The sequence below is a fragment of the Maribacter arcticus genome, assembly GCF_900167935.1.
GTDB lineage: Bacteria > Bacteroidota > Bacteroidia > Flavobacteriales > Flavobacteriaceae > Maribacter > Maribacter arcticus.
The window spans coordinates 402,237-420,387 of sequence record NZ_FUYL01000003.1 but is presented as its reverse complement, the minus strand read 5'-3'; the positions used below and the strand labels follow the sequence as shown (position 1 = coordinate 420,387).

Here is an 18,151-nt window from a genome sequence, read left to right as displayed (position 1 = left end):
ACCCTGGCACAGTACTATAAGTAGAACCCGTCAACTATTTCCAGAATCTGTTTTTGAAGAGGTTTTTACTACGGTATTAGAGAAGTGTATAGACAAAGGCATGGTGAGTGGTCACACTCAAGCTATAGATTCAGCACCTGTAAAAGCGAATGCGAGTATGGATACTTTGGAGCTCAAAGTACCGGAGGAAGAACTTGAAGAGCATCTAAAAAAGATACGTGCGATAAGTTCGATGGATAAACAAGCTCCGCACCGTAAATCTAAGAACGACAAGTCAGATAAAGGCGGTCGTAGCATTACCGCAAGCAATAAAGAGTTAGCTGCCATAGCGAGTCGTAACAAGAAATGGGCAAAAGACCAAGACCAGAGACCTGGCGCAGGTAACAAGGGCTCAAAGTATACGAGTAACAAAACACATTATAGCCCTACAGACCCAGATGCTCGAATAAGTGTAAAGCCTGGTAAGGCCAGAAAACTGAACTACCTGAGCCAGCTTAGTGTGGACACCGCGCATCATGTGATAACGGATATTAGAGCGTATCACGCAGATGGTAAGGATAACCAACAGCTACAGGATATCGTAAAGCGATTACAAGGTCGTTTATGGAAACAGGGCTTGTATTGGGAGAACTGTGTTGCAGACACCGGGTATAGTAGTGGAGAGAACTATGCATTTCTTGAGGCAACAGGACTTAAAAGTTTCATTCCACCACATGGCACCTATAAAGGAGGCCCCTCGGACATGTTTTATTGTAAAAGAACATGACCATTACTTATGCGCTCAAGGGAAGGTAATTCCATTCAAGAAGATCTTTTTAGATAGTAGAACCAAAACCAAGAAGAAGTCTTATCGTGCATCGAGTAAAATTTGCAAAGGCTGCCCGCTACGCGAGACATGTTTGGGCAAAGTAAACGAGAAACAGTTCTCGGTGACCTACTATCGAGATGAATATGAAAGGAACATCGCACGGGTTCAAAGCCCACAGGGAAGGTATATGAAGGGCAAGCGGCAAAGTACGGTAGAACCGGTTTTTGGAACACTCACCCAGTTCATGGGCCTGCGTAAAATAAATACGATTGGAATCAAGCAGGCCAACAAAGTGATGCACCTCTCTGCAATTGCCTACAATCTTAAAAAGTATCTCAAATTCGAACAAAAACGTTCCAATAGTGAAGCAGGACAGTTCGCTTTTAAGTTCTTGGTAAAAAGTGTGGTTCAAGGTGCATTTTCAGTATTGCTAAAGCATCCAAAATTGACGTTACAGTACTAAGTTGACATTTAAAAAGCCTCTTAAAGAGGCTTATATTGAACCGTTCTGTTCAGAATTTAAGCTTGCGCAACGGTTACTATTGTTGTGGTGTCGTTATTTTTTTAAGCAGACATTGGATTCACCTGAATTTGTCCTCCAATCGCTTTCAAAACTTTCATAATCGTAGCAAATTGAGGTTTAGAACCATCAGATAAGGCTTTATACAAACTCGGTCTACTTAATCCAGTTTCTTCAGATATCTTGGTCATTCCAATCGCTTTTGCAATGTGTCCAATTGCATTAATGACATCTGCATTATCTCCTTCTTCTAAAACAGTATTGAGATACTCTGCAATCATTTCTTTGCTGTCCAAATAATCTGCTATGTCAAATTTTGAAGTTCTCATTTTTCTATTTATTTAAATTGTTCCAGATTTCTTTCGCTTTTTTTATGTCTTTCTGTTGAGTCGACTTATCTCCACCAATGAGTAAAACAATTATTTTACCATCTTTTTCTTTGAAGTAAACTCTGTAACCTTTTGCGAAATTCACTCGTAATTCCCTAATTCCGTCACCGACAGGTTTACAATCCCCAAAGTGTTCGTCGCTTTCTAGTTTCTGTATTCTAAACAGAATCTTGGCCTTTCCTTTCAAGTCTTTTAACTTTCTCAGCCACTTATCAAATTCGATTGTTTTCTCAATAAAGAACATAAAACTGTATCTACTTGGATACAAATTTAAGATATTTATTTTTATTTTGGAGTGAATTTTTGAAATTTTCCTTTTGAGTGAGATAATGCACCACAACGGTTTGTGTATGAAACGTAGCGTATAAAACTATTTATTTGTTTACGAATATGGTTTCTTAACAAAGAACGAAAATGGAAAGGACAAATATGTATTGGTCATATGGCAAGACTATATGGATAAGAATTTTAAGCTGAACATGTAATATTATTACAAACAATATAACCTACAAAAAACACTTTCTATTTTATTTCACCCTTTACAATCTTTCCTTTTAATTCAATTTACATACATTTGATATGACGGAAAAAAAATCACCAAAAAAGTTCACAAATCGTCAACATTGTAATCAGTAAATTTTTATAACCCTTTAAAAATAAGGGCTTAGCGAATGAAGTTCGATTCTTGCCGAGGTCACTTTTTATTAAAATATACTAATACTAAACTTGGTATTATTAAACCCGAGAATTTTTTATAAAAAGATTGGAATGCCTTTTTGCTGTCTAGATGAAACTATAGACTTAATAGTTAAGAAATGTTTCCCCTTTTTGAACTTTTTCCGCAAATGCTGAAATGGAATTGTTGCTAAGCTCATATAAAAATTTTTTTCTAAGAGGTTGAACAAGGGTGTGCATAGGACAAGGTTTTTCGCTGTTGCAACTTGAAAGCCCTAGTACACATTCTTTTAATTTAGATAGGCCATCAATATGATCTATTACCACCAAAAGTTTCTGTAATCTATTTTCTTCTGTTAAATAAAAACCACCATTAGGTCCTTTGGTTGAAGATACTACCCCTTTACGAGATAAATTTTGAAGCAATTTTGCAAGAAAAGCCACGGGTACATCAATACCTGCAGCAATCTCTTTAACCCCTATTTTACGGTCTTTATGAGCGTCGAGAGCCAAAAACAAAACGGCATTTATTGCATACTTGCTGGCGTTTGATAACATTTCCATACGAAGGTAAGTTATTGTCGCATATTATTAATAAATCTTTTATGATGGAAAGATATAAAATAAAATAAGACCTTTATATCTTTTATTATTATATTTGCTGAAGCAACCTTAAATATAACCATATGAAAATTCGAATACATCACCCTATTTTAATCGCCTCAATCTTACTATTAATTAGTTGTGGAGGTAAAGAAGAAAAGAAAGAAGGCTTTGGTATAGATCGTTCAAAGTCTACCGAGAAATCTGCAGAAGCTGCTCCAGCGATAGATCAAGTTCCAGCATCACAACGTATTACACTTGATGATAAAGGAGTAGGTCAAATTAAGGATATTACCCTTGATGCAGAAATTAATAAAGAAATGGCTGCTGCTGGTGGAGCACTTTACAAAACTAACTGTACGGCCTGTCATAAGTTAGACAAGAGATTTATTGGTCCATCACCAATAGGTATCCTAGAAAGAAGAAGTCCTGAATGGATTATGAATATGATTCTTGATCCTAAGTTAATGACAGAACAAGATAGATGTGCTAAAGATTTATTAATTGAATTTAATGGTGCAGCTATGTCTAACCAAAATTTAACGGTAGAAGAAACCCGTTCAATATTAGAATATTTTAGAACCTTATAATCAACATATTATGAAATCAACCACTTTAAAATTATTATTCGGTTCATTTTTAATGCTGTCATTAATATACAGCTGTAAGAATGAAGCCAAGACTGACAACACGAGTACTTCTGCTGCAACAAATGAAGCGGCTGATACTCAGAAAAAAGGACAAGCCTTTATTGAAGATGATGGCTCAACACCAAACGTATTGCAAATAGCTATAGGTTCACCAGACCACACCACCTTGGTGGCCGCGGTACAAGCTGCAAGTTTGGAAAATGCTTTAGTGAACGCAGGTCCTTTAATGGTATTTGCACCCACTAATGCTGCCTTTGATGCGCTACCAGAAGGTACTGTAGAAAACTTATTGAAACCTGAAAACAAAGAAACTTTAGCGAAGATTCTAAAACATCATGTTACGGCCGGAAACTACGACAAAGAGTTTCTAAAAAAGTTTAAGAAATTAGGGCAGGCAGATGATACAAATGCCATTGTGGAAGTAAAAGGTGACGATGTATATGTTGGCGGCGCTAAAATTATTGCGAGCATACCTGCTGGTAATGGAATTGTACACGTAGTAGATAAAGTCATTTTGCCTCCTTCTAATTAAATCATAACAACTTTAATACAGATAAAATAAATACACAATGAAAAAATATACATATCAATTATTTGCGTTACTAGGGTCGGCTTTGATGCTATCTAGTTGCGGTAATCAAAACGGGAACTCATCTAGTGGAGCACTTAATTCGAGTAATGCTGAAAAAGTCTATGTAGCACCTGGTGAACACGATGAGTTTTACGCCTTTATGTCTGGCGGTTATAGTGGTAACCTTACGGTGTACGGTTTACCGTCTGGTCGTATGTTTAAAGAAATACCTGTTTTCTCACAATTCCCTACCTCCGGCTATGGTTATTCTGAAGAAACCAAACCTATGCTAGAAACTTCTCATGGATTTGTACCTTGGGATGATTCTCATCATCCAGATATTTCACAAACTAATGGAGAGTTAGATGGTAGATGGATATTTATTAATGGTAATAATACACCAAGAATTGCACGTATAAGCCTTACTACATTCGAGACGGAAGAAATTATTGAAGTTCCTAATAGTGCAGGTAATCATAGTTCGTCTTTCGTAACTGAAAATACAGAATATGTGGTTGCTGGAACACGTTTTTCTGTGCCTATTCCACAACGTGATATGCCTATTAATGAATATAAAGGAAATTTTCAAGGAGCATTATCTTTTATAAGCGTTGATCCAGAACATGGCCATATGGATATTAAATTTCAAATAATAATGCCTGGATTTAACTACGATTTATCTCATCCAGGTCGGGGAAAATCTCACGGTTGGTTCTTCTTTACAACTTATAATACTGAGGAAGCTAATTCATTACAAGAAGTTAATTCTTCTCAAAATGATAAGGATTTTATTGCTGCAATAAATTGGAAGATGGTGGAAGAGTATGTAAATAATGGTGGTGGTAAAAAAGTGCCGGCAAATTATGCACACAACCTTTATGATGAGTCTACGCATACTGCAACAAGTACAATGAAAAAAGAGGTGCTTACGGTAAATCCACTTGATGTGCCTGGGGCTGTATTTTTTCTACCTACACCAAAATCTCCTCACGGTTGTGATGTAGATCCATCAGGAGAATACATCATTGGAAATGGTAAACTTTCTGCAGATCTAACTGTGCACTCATTTGACAATATGATAGCTGCTATTGAAGGTAAAAAGTTCGATGGTGAAGCATATGGTATTCCTATCTTGAAGTTCGAGGATGTTTTGGCTGGTGTTGTTAAAAGTGGTGGTTTAGGTCCATTACATACCGAGTTTGATGGAAAAGGAAATGCCTATACTACGTTCTTTATTTCTTCTGAAGTTGTAAAATGGAAACTGGGTACTTGGGAAGTAATTGACAGAAAACCGACGTATTATTCTGTAGGACACTTAATGATACCTGGCGGAAACTCAAGAAAACCATTTGGTAAGTATGTAGTTGCGTTGAATAAAATTACTAAGGATAGATACCTACCTGTAGGCCCAGAGATGGAACATTCAGCACAGATATATGATATTTCTGGTGAAAAAATGGAGCTTCTTTATGATTTTCCAACCCATGGTGAGCCGCATTATGCAGCGGGTATTCCGGCAGAATTATTGGCTCCGAAATCTAAAAAAATCTATCGTTTAGATGAGAATAAGCATCCTTATGCAGTACTAACTCCCGATCAAGCTAGAGTTGAGCGTAAGGGCAATGAAGTGCACATCTATATGTCTACTATACGTAGTCACTTTACTCCAGATAATATCGAAGGTGTAAAAGTAGGGGATAAAGTGTATTTCCATATTACAAACCACGAGCAAGACTTTGATGTACCGCACGGTTTCGCAATGATAGGTCAGAATACTTCTGAGTTATTAATTATGCCAGGCCAAACAAAAAGTTCGGTTTGGGAACCCAAAAAACCAGGTGTTTGGCCATTTTATTGTACAGATTTCTGTTCTGCTTTGCACCAAGAAATGCAAGGTTACGTAAGGGTGTCTCCAGCAGATTCAAATATTGAGCTTTCTTGGTCTTTGGGCGAGGATTAGTCAAACTTCTTTAAGAATATTTTTCAAACGAAAAGCGGGTACGTTATTTAATTTGCCCGCTTTTTTTACAACTAAATACAACCTTCCACAACAAAATTAATGTTGAATTTTAAAGTGTGATACAATGAAAAAAGCTAGTATAATAATGATGGTAGGTCCTTTATTTCTATTAGGATTGTATATTTTTCCTTTATGGAATATTATGTTAGGTGCTCCACAATATCCAGAACCTCTAGGGATGAATATTTTTATAGATGGCATTAAAGGTTTTAATGAATTCGATATAGTCAATATCGATGGCCTAAATCATTATATCGGCATGAAAACCATACCAAAGCCAGAAGAAATGTGGGAGTTTAGTGCTTTTCCTAAAGTAATTGGTGCTATGGTGTTTTTAGGTGTATTAATTGGCTTTTTAGGGTTTATTGGTAAGGTAAGTTATAAATGGTTTATAGGATGGTTTCTTTTAATGTCAGTTTTGGGTGTTTTAGGAATGTATGATTTTAATGCTTGGATGATAGATTATGGCACTAATTTAGACCCTCACGCTATTATGAAAATGGCAAATCCTGATGGCACACCTATGACATATAAGCCGCCATTATTTGGTCATGCCAATATGTTGAATTTTCAAGTTACCTCTTTGCCAAAAACTGGTGCATGGATGATGTTTGTTGGGATGATGCTTACTGTGGTTGCTTTTCTTGTAGGTAAGAAAAATACTTCCAAAACTTAGGGTTAGCATATAATATAATTAGCAAAATCATGAAAAATTATTTCATCCTAATAAGTGCCTTTTGTCTGATGCTAACGAGCTGTAACAGTACTCCGAAAGAAATAGCGTATGGTTCAGACGGCTGTCATTTTTGTAGCATGACCATTGTTGATAAGCAGCATGCAGCACAGTTTATGACACAAAAAGGTAGAAGTTATGTTTTTGATGCTTCCGAATGTATGTTGAACCATTTAAAGGAAATTGACCCTTCAACAGTAGCTGTGTTTTTGGTAAATGATTATAATGCTCCCGGAAAGATGCTTGACGCTACTCAAGCAATCTATTTAATTAGCAAAAATATACCAAGCCCTATGGGCGAATATTTGACTGCGTTTGCTTCAAAAGAGGCTGCTCAGAAAGCACAATTAACCAATGACGGTGAACTTTTTAACTGGGCAGAACTAAAAGCAAGATTTGATTAACAATACAGAAGATATACTAAAAATCTCGGTTAAGTTTCAATACTTTTAAGCAAGTAATAATTATGCTATCCTTTAATTCTAAATTCTTGATCATTAAATTATGAGGTATTTCCTTATATTTTTTATTTCATTTTTTATTACCTCCATGGGTTGGTCTAGAACACTACCAATTTGTTCAGATTGTACTATACAATCTATTACAGAAGGGGTAAGCATGGCATCTGATTTTGATACATTGTTGATTAAAAAAGGGACCTATAAAGAGTTTAATATTCTGATAGATAAACCATTGACGTTAATAGGTTTAAATTACCCAATAGTTGATGGTGAAGACCAAGGTGAAATAATTCGAATTGTATCTGACAATGTAACTATAGATGGACTTTTTATCATCAATGTAGGTACAAGTTATACTACAGATTATGCCGCAATTAGGGTAGTAAAAAGTGAACATTTCATGATTAAAAATGTGGTATTGGAAAAGTTGTTTTTTGGTATCTATCTGGAAAAATCAAATAACGGTAAAGTATATCATAATAAAATAATAGGTGATGCGGTAGACGAGTATAACTCTGGTAATGGTATACAGCTTTGGTATTGTAAGAATGTTGAAGTCGAAAAAAATATTGTACAGCATGTTCGTGATGGCATTTATTTGGAATTTTCTGATAACATCGTTATAAAGGACAATTTAAGCACAGATAATTTGCGTTACGGACTCCATTTTATGTTTTCTAACGATGACATTTACACAAATAATACATTTGAAAATAATGGGGCAGGGGTGGCGGTAATGTTTTCGAAACGGATAAAAATGATTGGCAATACCTTTCGCAAAAATTGGGGAACTGCTGCTTTTGGAATGCTTTTAAAAGAGATTAATGATGCTGAAATATCTGGTAATATCTTTGAAGAAAACACCATCGGTATTAATATTGAAGGCTCTAACAGAATAAGGTATGAGAATAATAGTTTCCTAAAAAACGGATGGGCCGTTAAAGTGCTTGGGGCATGTTACGAAAACACATTTACCAAAAATAATTTTCTATATAATTCATTTGATATTTCCTATAACAGTAAGTTGAACGATAATGTATTCGACCAAAATTACTGGAGCGAATACACGGGTTATGATTTGGATAAGAATGGTATCGGTGATATTCCCTATAGACCAGTAAAACTCTTTTCTTATATCGTTAATAAGACTCCCGAGACTATTGTTTTATTACGAAGTCTCTTTATGGATATAATTGATTTTTCAGAAAAAGTTTCACCAGTATTTACGCCCGATAACCTTTTAGATAAAAATCCTTTAATGATGAAAACACTATGATTCAGGTCGAAAATCTATATAAAAAATTTGGAAAGAACGAGGTCCTTTCTGGTCTGAATCTCACTATTGATAAAGGTGGCATTTTTGCAGTACTAGGTCCTAATGGTTCTGGAAAAACTACTTTGATTAAAAGTATTTTGGGTATGGTGGTGCCGAATAAAGGAGATGTCAGTGTATCGGGAATAGCAATTAAGAAGAATTGGAAATATCGGCAAGAGATAGATTACTTACCTCAAATTGCTAACTTTCCAGGTAACCTAAAAGTAAAAGAACTGATTCGAATGATCAAAGACATTCGACAAAGACCTAGTGATGAGCAAACTTTAATTGAGCTTTTTAAGCTAGATTCTTTTCTAGATAAAAAATTGTCAACCCTATCAGGTGGCACCAGACAAAAAGTAAATATTGTTCTGGCTTTTATGTTCGATTGCCCTTTGCTTATTTTAGATGAACCTACTACAGGGTTGGATCCTGCTTCTTTAATTCGATTAAAAGAATTGATAAAAAAAGAAAAGGCGAATGGAAAAACCATTCTTATTACCTCACATATAATGCAGTTTGTGGCTGAAGTGGCAGATGAAATAATTTACCTTTTAGAAGGCAAAATTTATTTTAAGGGTAGTATTGAGCAATTGAAGAAAAAGACCGATCAAACCGATTTAGAACACGCCATTGCGGCCATAGCAACTACACCAGCCAATGCTTAAAATATTAAAGTATAGTTTTTACGACTTAATTCGTAGCCGATGGAGCTACGTATATTTTCTTTTCTATTTGCTTTTAGGGTTCGTACTCCTCTTTTTAAACAACGATGTTTCAAAAGCGGTTATTACACTCATGAATATTATCATAGTTCTAGTACCCCTGATAGGAACCATTTTTGGGGTTATGTATTATTATAATTCTAAAGAATTCATTGAGCTATTATTGGCGCAGCCAATTAAACGTTCCTCAATTTTTTTAGGACAATATTTAGGCGTAGCAGGTTCGTTGACGTTGAGTTTAGTCTTAGGACTTGGGATACCTTTTGTGCTTTATGGACTATTTAAAAGTGATGCCATTTTCGACTTTTCATTGCTTTTGGTTACGGGTGCATTTTTAACTTTAATATTTACAGCACTTTCATTTAACATAGCACTATCTAACGAAAATAAAATAAAAGGATTTGGTTATGCGGTATTGTTGTGGTTATTTATGGCAGTTATATATGATGGCCTTTTTCTAATGTCACTTATCATTTTTAAAGAATATCCTTTAGATACTTTTTCATTGGTTGCAACAATGTTCAACCCTATAGATTTATCAAGAACACTGATTCTTTTAAAGTTGGATATTTCTGCTCTTTTAGGATATACAGGTGCGGTTTTTAAACAATTTTTCGGAACCGATAAGGGTCTTTTTATTTCTATATTCATGTTAGTACTCTGGACGGTGATACCTATTTGGAGATTGTCTTATAAAGCAAAGCGACAAGATTTTTAAAGAGCTTAATTATTTAGAATGTTAGTATTAAAAAAGCACAGTAGAGTTGCATTAATCTATTTTTTATTGGCAGCTCTCTTAGGTGTTGTTTTAAGAGCATTTTATACAATTGAAATCCCAATCAATTACCGCTTTGTAGTACATGGCCATTCGCACATAGCATTATTGGGTTGGGTATATGTGGCATTGACTACATTGATTTATAAAACATATATAGATCAAGCCTCCTATTATTCTAAGTACCGCTACATTTTTTGGTTTACTCAAATTACTATTGTTGGTATGTTGGTGACCTTTCCTTTTATAGGGTATAAGGCTCTTTCTATTGTTTTTTCAACCTTATTTCTATTTGCATCATATAGTTTTACTTGGTTTATATTAAAACATGGTAAGAAAGAATTAAAAGACTCAAATTCGTTTAAATGTGTTAAGATAGCTTTAGGTTATATGGTGCTTTCTAGTATAGGGCCTTGGGCCTTAGGGGCAATAATGAGCACAATTGGTGCTGAGTCTATTTGGTACAGAATGGCCATCTATTTCTATTTGCATTTTCAATATAATGGGTGGATGGTTTTAGCCTTAATAGGGCTGTTACTTTATCTGCTGGAGCAAAACAATATTCAATTACCAAAAAATGTGTTCAGACGCTTTTTCTGGAGCTTTAATTTAGGAATCATATTGACATTTTCTTTATCTGCTTTATGGACTAAACCTTCTTTTTTATTCAATATTTTAGGAGGATTGGGGAGTGTTATTCAGATTATAGCAGTCTTAGGTTTAGCTAAATATATTTCCACAAAAAAGTCGACATTAAAACAATTATATTCGAATTTTCAATTTAAATTATTGACTACTGTTTCGGTATTGTTGCTAATCAAAATGATACTTCAGTTAATAACGTCAATTCCGTTCTTTGCAAACTTGGCAGCAACTTATGTTGATTTTACAATCGGTTATCTCCATTGGACATTTTTGGGTGTTGTAACCTTAAGCTTATTCTTACTCATGGATTTTTATAAGTTGTTACATATATCAAGACTAGGTTATGTAGTTTACTTAACAGGATTTATAATGACCGAATTTTTAATTTTCTATAAAGGTTTAGCGGGGTTGTTAAGCCTACAAATAGGAGATGGTTACTTTTTGACTCTAATCTTAGGTAGTTTGCTTATTCCGGTAAGCATCCTATTAATTTTAATTGCGAACATAAAAACAAAGCATTCTTTGTGAGTTATGTTTTTGAGTTTCATTTTTTATAAAAGCAATCGCTTACGCTTAAAGCGCGACAAAAGATTCTTTTAAATTTAAATCAACCATTTATTCACGTTTTGCCCATATCTCATACATAGGCTCTCCTTTACTATTATTGCCTGTATGGTGCCAGTCATTTTCATTAAGCTCATAGTTAAACTCAAGTGTAGCGCCTACCCTTGAATTGTCTTTAGAGAAAAATTCAATCTGTTCGGTATATACACCATCCTTCGAACTATAACTACCTCCGCCAGTACCTGAAAATCGAAAAGATTCTGTATCGTAAGCAATCCACTGAAACGTACCATCTTTTAGAAATTTTAAGGTTTTTCTTGAGCTTTCTTCCCCTCGCCTTTCTTGACCTGTATCAGGGCCTCTAGTTGCAAAAAGCCATTCGCCATCTAAATCTTGAGTTTTAGTTTCAATAGGTTCTAAAGTCAGTTCTTCAAACCAGTTCAATTGTAATTTTTCTCCAATCATTTTTACCGGTATACTTAGCTGCCTAATAGAATCTTGTTCGTAATTAGAGTTAAATTCTAGTAAAACGACCAATAGAGTCTTAGCATCAGTCTTCTCTATGGTAAAAAAACCACCAAATGTTTTTATGAAATTAGCGGGTTCATTTTCATAAGCGGTATAGATAAAATAATCATCAAGTATTTTAACCTGGTGTATTCGTTTTGAGCTGGTATTTTCTAAAGTGTCAACATAAATCCCCTCAGATATCTGACCATTTGCGATAAAATTGGCCGTCAAAAACAGTAAAGTGAGTAAGGAGCAACTCAATACGGTATATTTTCTCTTTTCTTTCATCGCTTTAAGTGTTTTTAATGTGTTAAAAATAAACTAGTTACATGATATTTGAAAGTATTATTACGAATTTAATACTTCAATAAAGTAGCTCATCGTAAAAAAAATGAAAACGCTTGTTTTTTCATTTTTTTTGATTTCATTTGTTCTATCCTAATACGCTATTATGAGTGTTAGAGATTTCAAGCTTTTAGCTGAACATTATGTGTGATTTTTTTATGTTTGGATTTAGGGGAAGTTGGAAATATTTTCAACAGATAGCTTATAACATTGGTTTTAGACTAGTAAAGCTAACATCCCATCCTTTTTCAACAATCGTGCAAAGTCAGCATGATTATTTCTTCATTCCTACCACACAAAAGCAAATTCTAGTTTGATTTTCCATTAGATGGTTACGTTTTCTTAACTTTCAAACTGTAGGCGAGTTGCTATATTTATAAAAAATCATTATAATTCAATTTCATGAATACCAAATACATTGATCTTATTGATCAAACTTATTATTTTCCTCAAGAAGAGTTTAATTTAGATGGTGAACACTTACAATTTCACGGTATTCCTTTACACGATTTAGTACAGGAATATGGTAGTCCTTTAAAATTCACCTACCTCCCTAAAATTTCTGAGAATATTGTAAGAGCCAAAAACTGGTTTGCGAATGCCATAGAAAAGAATGATTACAAGGGTAGGTACCACTACTGCTATTGTACAAAAAGTTCTCATTTTCAGCATGTAATGCACGAGGCTTTAAAAAACGATATTCATATGGAAACTTCATCAGCCTTTGATATCAATATTATTGAAAAACTTAAGGCAGATGGTAAATTAACGGATAAAACTTATGTAATCTGCAATGGGTTTAAGCGTGAAAAATATATAGATAATATTGCTAGGTTAATTAATAACGGCCATCAGAATTGTATACCGATTATTGATAACTATGAAGAAATAGATTTATTGGCCGACGCTATAAATGACACCTTTAAAGTGGGTATTCGAATTGCGTCTGAAGAAGAGCCTAAATTTGAGTTCTATACATCTCGATTGGGTATAGGCTATAAAAACATAGTTCCGTTTTATGAAAATCAAATAAAAGACAATGATAAGGTAGAGCTTAAAATGCTTCACTTTTTTATCAATACCGGTATTCGTGATAATGCTTACTATTGGAACGAATTAGTAAAGTGCCTTAAGGTATATGTTCGTTTAAAGAAAATTTGCCCTTCTTTAGATAGTTTAAATATTGGTGGAGGCTTTCCTATTAAAAATTCTCTGCAATTTGATTATGACTATCAATATATGATAGATGAAATATTAAATCAGATAAGTATTACATGTTCTGAGGCAGATGTGCCGGTGCCACATATTTTTACCGAATTCGGTAGTTTTACCGTAGGTGAAAGTGGTGGTGCTATTTATGAAATCTTGTATCAAAAGCAACAGAACGACCGTGAAAAATGGAACATGATTGATTCTTCTTTTATTACTACATTACCAGACACTTGGGCGATAAACAAAAGATTTATCATGTTGCCTATTAATCGTTGGAATGATGAATATGAACGTGTACTTTTAGGAGGCCTTACTTGCGATAGTGATGATTATTATAACAGTGAGCAGAACATGAACGCTATTTATTTACCAAAATATAGAAAAGATAAACCTTTATATATAGGCTTTTTTAATACGGGTGCTTACCAAGAATCAATAGGAGGTTATGGGGGTTTACAACACTGCCTTATTCCTCAGCCAAAACATATTTTGATAGATAAAGATGAAAATGGTAATTTCACTTATAAGCTCTTTAGAGGGCAGCAAAAAGCAGAAGACCTTTTAGGTATATTAGGTTATGATGTTGATGCTTCTAATGAATAAAAATAAGTAGATTTAAAAGACCGTTAAATATAGAATTACGTATATAAAATTGAAAATTTTTCTTAAAAACCACTTAACAATAGCTGAAATATCATGAGTACATCTAAGAATTATGCCGGTATTGCCGATGAATTCGCCCAACTAGAAAAATCCAAAATTATCTTGATTCCTGTTCCTTATGATGGAACCAGTACTTGGGGTAAAGGAGCGGACAAAGGTCCAGAAGCTTTTTTAGAAGCATCTGAAAACATGGAATTGTATGATATTGAAACCGATTCTGAAGTTTACAAACAAGGAATTCATTTAACTGACCCCATAACCGAAAACAGCTCGCCTGAGGCTATGGTCAATGAGGTGCATGCAATCACGAAAGACTTTATTAAACGTAATAAATTTGTTACGTTATTTGGTGGCGAGCATTCTATGTCCATTGGTTCAATTCGTGCTTTTAATGAATGTTTTGATAATCTAACTGTGTTGCAGATTGATGCACATGCAGATTTAAGAGAATCATATGAAGGCACAAAGTATAATCATGCATGTGCTGTATATGAAGCCAACCAGACTACAAATTTGGTGCAGGTAGGTATTCGCTCTATGGATGCTATCGAAAAAACATTAATGGATGAAGAAAAAACATTTTTTGCCCATGATATGGTGAATGATGAATATTGGACGGATAAGGTGATAGAAGCCATGACTGAAAATGTTTTTATAACATTAGATTTAGATGCTTTTGACCCTTCTATTATGCCTTCTACAGGTACACCAGAGCCAGGCGGGTTACTTTGGTATGAGACTTTAGAGTTTTTAAAGCAAGTTTTCGAAGATAAGAATGTGGTTGGTTTTGATATTGTAGAACTTTGCCCGAATAAAAATGATAAATCATCAGATTTCTTAGCAGCTAAATTATATTACAAAATGCTTAGCTATAAATTTGCTGGTCAAGATATTGATCAAGAGTATGATAATACCTTCGATATAGATTATAAATCAAATACGAATTCAAAATTTGAAGATGACGAAGACTAAAGGTGCAATCACCAATTTTATAGAAAAATACTATTTACATTTCAATGCTGCGGCTTTGGTAGATGCTGCCAAAGGTTATGAAGAGCAACTAAATAATGGAGCTAAAATGCTAGTTTCATTAGCGGGCGCAATGTCAACAGCTGAGCTAGGTAAAATTTTCGCAGAGGTTATTCGTCAAGATAAGGTTCAAATTATATCTTGTACTGGCGCTAATCTTGAAGAAGATATTATGAACTTGGTAGCACATTCTCATTACAAACGCGTACCAAATTACAGAGATTTAACGCCTCAAGATGAATGGGATTTGTTAGAGAAAGGTTTAAATCGAGTTACCGATACCTGTATTCCAGAAGAAGAGGCTTTTAGAAGATTACAAGAGCATATCTTTAAAATATGGAAAGATGCAGATGATAAAGGTGAGCGCTTTTTGCCTCATGAATTTATGTACAAAATGTTACTTTCTGGAGTATTAGAGGAATATTACGAAATAGACCTTAAAGATTCTTGGATGTATGCTGCTGCAGAGAAAAACCTGCCTATTATTTGCCCAGGTTGGGAAGATAGTACTATGGGTAATATTTTTGCTTCCTATGTTATGAAAGGAGAATTAAAGGCAAGTACTATGAAATCGGGTATTGAGTACATGACTTTCTTGGCCGATTGGTATACCGAAAATTCTAAAAACGGAATCGGATTCTTTCAAATTGGTGGTGGCATTGCAGGCGATTTCCCAATATGTGTAGTACCAATGTTATATCAAGATATGGAACGTACAGATACACCTTTCTGGAGTTATTTCTGTCAAATTAGTGATAGCACAACCAGTTATGGCTCATATTCTGGTGCTGTACCAAACGAAAAGATTACTTGGGGTAAATTAGATATTAATACTCCCAAATATATTATCGAGAGTGATGCGACTATTGTTGCACCCTTGATTTTTGCTTACCTTTTAGATATGTAATTATGGACAAGAACGCACATTTAAACAGAGTCATTGTAGACTTTAAAAAATTGACTCCAGAAGTTCTTAAACTTTTGGTAGATAAATATCCTGACGGTTACGATGATCGTAATATTATCTCTTTCAGAAATGGACAAGGAGAGCGTATTGAAGCTGTTGAGGTGTTAACTGCTGATACCAAGTATTTAGTGAAGATAAGCGCTAAGCTTGAGTATACTATGGAGAATTATGACGAAGATGATTATGAAGATTTCGATGATGATGATCCAGCAGCAGTAGTAGAGCCAGATCCAGAAGATATGGCCGATGGTCAAGATGAAGACTAGCTTTAATACCTAGTTAGAACTACAAAGACATTTAAATAAGATTAAAATATTCCTTTTCCGGTTTGCTATTTGTATTCCGGAAAAGGATTATATTATATACAGACATTTTAAACTTAACATCGTTGTATTTACAACACCTATATGAAAATTGATGAAATTGAAAATATTGAATTAAAGTTTTTAGATCTTGATGATTATCAAGAGCTTAAAGCAGCAATGATTTCTGCTTATGCTAGTATGCCTGGGTCATACTGGAAAGAGGAGCATATAAAATCTTTAATCAATAAATTTCCAGAAGGCCAAGTAGTCATAAAAATCAATGGACAAATTGCTGGTGTAGCGTTGTCTATAATTGTAGATTATGATGCGTTCGACGATAATCATACATACGAACAAATTACTGGTAAATATACTTTCGATACCCATAATAATGAAGGTGATGTACTTTATGGTATAGAAGTTTTTATAAAACCTAGTTTTAGGGGCTTACGTTTAGGTCGACGTTTGTATGATTATAGAAAAGAACTATGTGAGAAGTTGAACCTAAAAAGTATTGTATTTGGTGGTCGTATGCCTAACTACCATTCACATGCTTCAGAACTTTCGCCAAAAGAATATATTGCTAAGGTTCGTCGTAAAGAAATTCATGATCCAGTACTGAGTTTTCAAATCAGTAACGACTTTCATCCCGCTAAAGTAATGAAAGGGTATTTAGATGGTGATAAAGCTTCTCAAGACTTTGCTATTCTTATGGAATGGGATAATATCTATTATCAAAAACCGAATAAAAAGGCGGCTACCAAAAAATCAATTGTTCGTTTAGGATTGATTCAATGGCAAATGCGCCCTTACAAAGACTTGGAGGAACTTTTACAGCAAGCGGAATTTTTTATAGATTCTGTTTCTGGTTACAGGTCGGATTTTGCTCTGTTTCCAGAATTTTTTAATGCTCCCTTAATGGCAGGTAACAATCATATGTCTACATCCAATGCTATTAGAGAGCTCGCTAAACATACCCAAGCCATAGTTCAGAAATTTTCTGAATTCTCTATATCCTATAATATCAACATTATTTCAGGTAGTATGCCTGAAATGATAGATGGCCGCCTTTATAATGTAGGTTATTTATGTAGACGCGATGGTAGTATGGAACGTTATGAAAAGCTGCACGTTACCCCAGACGAGGCAAAGGTTTGGGGAATGCAAGGAGGTACGCAGTTCAAGACTTTCGATACGGATTGTGGTAGAATAGGAGTTTTGATTTGTTATGATTCTGAATTTCCTGAACTAAGTAGGTTATTGGCAGATGAAGGCATGGACATTTTATTTATTCCGTTCCTGACCGATACCCAAAACGGTTATTCACGTGTGCGCCATTGCGCACAAGCACGTGCGATTGAAAATGAATGCTATGTAGCCATTGCTGGTAGTGTTGGCAATTTGCCAAATGTTCAGAATATGGATATACAGTTCGCTCAATCTATGGTGTTTACACCGTGCGATTTCTCTTTTCCAACCAATGGTATTAAGGCGGAAGCTACCCCAAATACAGAAATGATTTTAATCGCAGATGTGGATATTGACCTATTGCGAGAGCTTAATCAATTTGGCGCGGTACGCAATTTAAAGGATAGAAGAACAGATTTATTTGAGTTAAAAAAGAAATAAGAAAAACTCCATACTTAAAGGAGTCAAAAAATAACAA

General features: G+C 34.6%; 18 protein-coding genes and 1 pseudogene. 15 read left to right on the top strand and 4 right to left on the bottom strand.

Features of this window, described 5'->3' with window-relative positions:
* Nucleotides 1-1,271, top strand: a pseudogene (locus tag B5X55_RS19330) (transposase); the annotation flags it as partial.
* Nucleotides 1,272-1,372: 101 nt separating this feature from the next.
* Here B5X55_RS19330 and B5X55_RS07205 read toward each other — a convergent pair.
* The 3 genes from B5X55_RS07205 to B5X55_RS07195 form a co-directional block, all read right to left on the bottom strand.
* On the bottom strand, nucleotides 1,373-1,657 hold the full coding sequence (locus tag B5X55_RS07205; protein WP_079511929.1) for an addiction module antidote protein: 285 nt from the start codon (nucleotides 1,655-1,657) through the stop codon (nucleotides 1,373-1,375).
* Nucleotides 1,658-1,661: 4 nt separating this feature from the next.
* On the bottom strand, nucleotides 1,662-1,961 hold the full coding sequence (locus tag B5X55_RS07200) for a type II toxin-antitoxin system RelE/ParE family toxin (protein WP_079511928.1): 300 nt from the start codon (nucleotides 1,959-1,961) through the stop codon (nucleotides 1,662-1,664).
* Between the two features lie 557 nt (nucleotides 1,962-2,518).
* The gene (locus tag B5X55_RS07195; protein WP_317042694.1) at nucleotides 2,519-2,956 is read right to left on the bottom strand and encodes an RrF2 family transcriptional regulator; all 438 of its coding nucleotides are present in this window, start codon (nucleotides 2,954-2,956) and stop codon (nucleotides 2,519-2,521) included.
* Between the two features lie 122 nt (nucleotides 2,957-3,078).
* On the opposite strand from B5X55_RS07195, the gene B5X55_RS07190 reads away from it, so the two are divergent.
* From B5X55_RS07190 to B5X55_RS07150, 9 genes are all read left to right on the top strand, one after another.
* Nucleotides 3,079-3,585 carry a c-type cytochrome gene (locus B5X55_RS07190; protein WP_079511927.1) on the top strand — a complete coding sequence of 169 codons (507 nt, stop codon included), beginning with the start codon at nucleotides 3,079-3,081 and terminating at the stop codon, nucleotides 3,583-3,585.
* Between the two features lie 10 nt (nucleotides 3,586-3,595).
* Complete coding sequence (locus B5X55_RS07185) at nucleotides 3,596-4,177, top strand: fasciclin domain-containing protein (protein WP_079511926.1); 582 nt, start codon at nucleotides 3,596-3,598, stop codon at nucleotides 4,175-4,177.
* 37 nt (nucleotides 4,178-4,214) lie between these two features.
* Complete coding sequence (gene nosZ, locus B5X55_RS07180; protein ID WP_079511925.1) at nucleotides 4,215-6,176, top strand: Sec-dependent nitrous-oxide reductase; 1,962 nt, start codon at nucleotides 4,215-4,217, stop codon at nucleotides 6,174-6,176.
* 124 nt (nucleotides 6,177-6,300) lie between these two features.
* The gene (locus tag B5X55_RS07175) at nucleotides 6,301-6,912 is read left to right on the top strand and encodes a hypothetical protein (protein ID WP_079511924.1); all 612 of its coding nucleotides are present in this window, start codon (nucleotides 6,301-6,303) and stop codon (nucleotides 6,910-6,912) included.
* A 29-nt stretch (nucleotides 6,913-6,941) separates the two neighbouring features.
* Nucleotides 6,942-7,373, top strand: coding sequence for a nitrous oxide reductase accessory protein NosL (locus B5X55_RS07170; RefSeq protein ID WP_079511923.1), 432 nt, complete (start codon nucleotides 6,942-6,944; stop codon nucleotides 7,371-7,373).
* 100 nt (nucleotides 7,374-7,473) lie between these two features.
* Nucleotides 7,474-8,706: a nitrous oxide reductase family maturation protein NosD gene (locus B5X55_RS07165; protein ID WP_079511922.1), complete on the top strand. Its 1,233-nt coding sequence runs from the start codon at nucleotides 7,474-7,476 to the stop codon at nucleotides 8,704-8,706.
* Entirely contained in the window at nucleotides 8,703-9,413 is a 711-nt protein-coding gene (locus tag B5X55_RS07160; protein WP_079511921.1) for an ABC transporter ATP-binding protein, read from the top strand. The genes B5X55_RS07165 and B5X55_RS07160 overlap by 4 nt, the downstream gene beginning before the upstream one ends.
* The gene (locus B5X55_RS07155) at nucleotides 9,406-10,188 is read left to right on the top strand and encodes an ABC transporter permease (protein WP_079511920.1); all 783 of its coding nucleotides are present in this window, start codon (nucleotides 9,406-9,408) and stop codon (nucleotides 10,186-10,188) included. The genes B5X55_RS07160 and B5X55_RS07155 overlap by 8 nt, the downstream gene beginning before the upstream one ends.
* Nucleotides 10,189-10,206: 18 nt before the next feature.
* Complete coding sequence (locus B5X55_RS07150) at nucleotides 10,207-11,418, top strand: hypothetical protein (RefSeq protein ID WP_079511919.1); 1,212 nt, start codon at nucleotides 10,207-10,209, stop codon at nucleotides 11,416-11,418.
* An 87-nt stretch (nucleotides 11,419-11,505) separates the two neighbouring features.
* Here B5X55_RS07150 and B5X55_RS07145 read toward each other — a convergent pair whose 3' ends face one another.
* A complete protein-coding gene (locus B5X55_RS07145) occupies nucleotides 11,506-12,252 on the bottom strand; it encodes a DUF4488 domain-containing protein (RefSeq protein WP_079511918.1) in 747 nt (248 codons plus the stop codon).
* Between the two features lie 459 nt (nucleotides 12,253-12,711).
* Between B5X55_RS07145 and B5X55_RS07140 the strand changes: the two genes are divergently transcribed.
* From B5X55_RS07140 to B5X55_RS07120, 5 genes are all read left to right on the top strand, one after another.
* Nucleotides 12,712-14,124: an arginine decarboxylase gene (locus B5X55_RS07140; RefSeq protein WP_079511917.1), complete on the top strand. Its 1,413-nt coding sequence runs from the start codon at nucleotides 12,712-12,714 to the stop codon at nucleotides 14,122-14,124.
* Between the two features lie 93 nt (nucleotides 14,125-14,217).
* Nucleotides 14,218-15,156: an agmatinase gene (gene speB, locus B5X55_RS07135; RefSeq protein WP_079511916.1), complete on the top strand. Its 939-nt coding sequence runs from the start codon at nucleotides 14,218-14,220 to the stop codon at nucleotides 15,154-15,156.
* Nucleotides 15,143-16,120, top strand: coding sequence for a deoxyhypusine synthase family protein (locus B5X55_RS07130; protein WP_079511915.1), 978 nt, complete (start codon nucleotides 15,143-15,145; stop codon nucleotides 16,118-16,120). The genes speB and B5X55_RS07130 overlap by 14 nt, the downstream gene beginning before the upstream one ends.
* A 2-nt stretch (nucleotides 16,121-16,122) precedes the next feature.
* Nucleotides 16,123-16,446 (top strand): hypothetical protein, encoded by a 324-nt coding sequence (locus B5X55_RS07125; protein ID WP_079511914.1) that lies wholly within the window; start codon nucleotides 16,123-16,125, stop codon nucleotides 16,444-16,446.
* Nucleotides 16,447-16,587: 141 nt separating this feature from the next.
* On the top strand, nucleotides 16,588-18,114 hold the full coding sequence (locus B5X55_RS07120; protein WP_079511913.1) for a bifunctional GNAT family N-acetyltransferase/carbon-nitrogen hydrolase family protein: 1,527 nt from the start codon (nucleotides 16,588-16,590) through the stop codon (nucleotides 18,112-18,114).
* Nucleotides 18,115-18,151: the final 37 nt, after the last annotated feature.

Bases quoted from the DNA above. Each gene is read 5' to 3' on its own strand.
- B5X55_RS07200 (WP_079511928.1), bottom strand. From the start codon at position 1,961: ATGTTCTTTATTGAGAAAACAATCGAATTTGATAAGTGGCTGAGAAAG.
- B5X55_RS07190 (WP_079511927.1), top strand. From the start codon at position 3,079: ATGAAAATTCGAATACATCACCCTATTTTAATCGCCTCAATCTTACTA.
- B5X55_RS07145 (WP_079511918.1), bottom strand. From the start codon at position 12,252: ATGAAAGAAAAGAGAAAATATACCGTATTGAGTTGCTCCTTACTCACT.
- nosZ (WP_079511925.1), top strand. From the start codon at position 4,215: ATGAAAAAATATACATATCAATTATTTGCGTTACTAGGGTCGGCTTTG.
- B5X55_RS07170 (WP_079511923.1), top strand. From the start codon at position 6,942: ATGAAAAATTATTTCATCCTAATAAGTGCCTTTTGTCTGATGCTAACG.
- B5X55_RS07205 (WP_079511929.1), bottom strand. From the start codon at position 1,657: ATGAGAACTTCAAAATTTGACATAGCAGATTATTTGGACAGCAAAGAA.
- B5X55_RS07125 (WP_079511914.1), top strand. From the start codon at position 16,123: ATGGACAAGAACGCACATTTAAACAGAGTCATTGTAGACTTTAAAAAA.
- B5X55_RS07175 (WP_079511924.1), top strand. From the start codon at position 6,301: ATGAAAAAAGCTAGTATAATAATGATGGTAGGTCCTTTATTTCTATTA.
- B5X55_RS07195 (WP_317042694.1), bottom strand. From the start codon at position 2,956: ATGGAAATGTTATCAAACGCCAGCAAGTATGCAATAAATGCCGTTTTG.
- B5X55_RS07185 (WP_079511926.1), top strand. From the start codon at position 3,596: ATGAAATCAACCACTTTAAAATTATTATTCGGTTCATTTTTAATGCTG.
- speB (WP_079511916.1), top strand. From the start codon at position 14,218: ATGAGTACATCTAAGAATTATGCCGGTATTGCCGATGAATTCGCCCAA.
- B5X55_RS07160 (WP_079511921.1), top strand. From the start codon at position 8,703: ATGATTCAGGTCGAAAATCTATATAAAAAATTTGGAAAGAACGAGGTC.
- B5X55_RS07120 (WP_079511913.1), top strand. From the start codon at position 16,588: ATGAAAATTGATGAAATTGAAAATATTGAATTAAAGTTTTTAGATCTT.
- B5X55_RS07140 (WP_079511917.1), top strand. From the start codon at position 12,712: ATGAATACCAAATACATTGATCTTATTGATCAAACTTATTATTTTCCT.
- B5X55_RS07150 (WP_079511919.1), top strand. From the start codon at position 10,207: ATGTTAGTATTAAAAAAGCACAGTAGAGTTGCATTAATCTATTTTTTA.
- B5X55_RS07165 (WP_079511922.1), top strand. From the start codon at position 7,474: ATGAGGTATTTCCTTATATTTTTTATTTCATTTTTTATTACCTCCATG.
- B5X55_RS07130 (WP_079511915.1), top strand. From the start codon at position 15,143: ATGACGAAGACTAAAGGTGCAATCACCAATTTTATAGAAAAATACTAT.
- B5X55_RS07155 (WP_079511920.1), top strand. From the start codon at position 9,406: ATGCTTAAAATATTAAAGTATAGTTTTTACGACTTAATTCGTAGCCGA.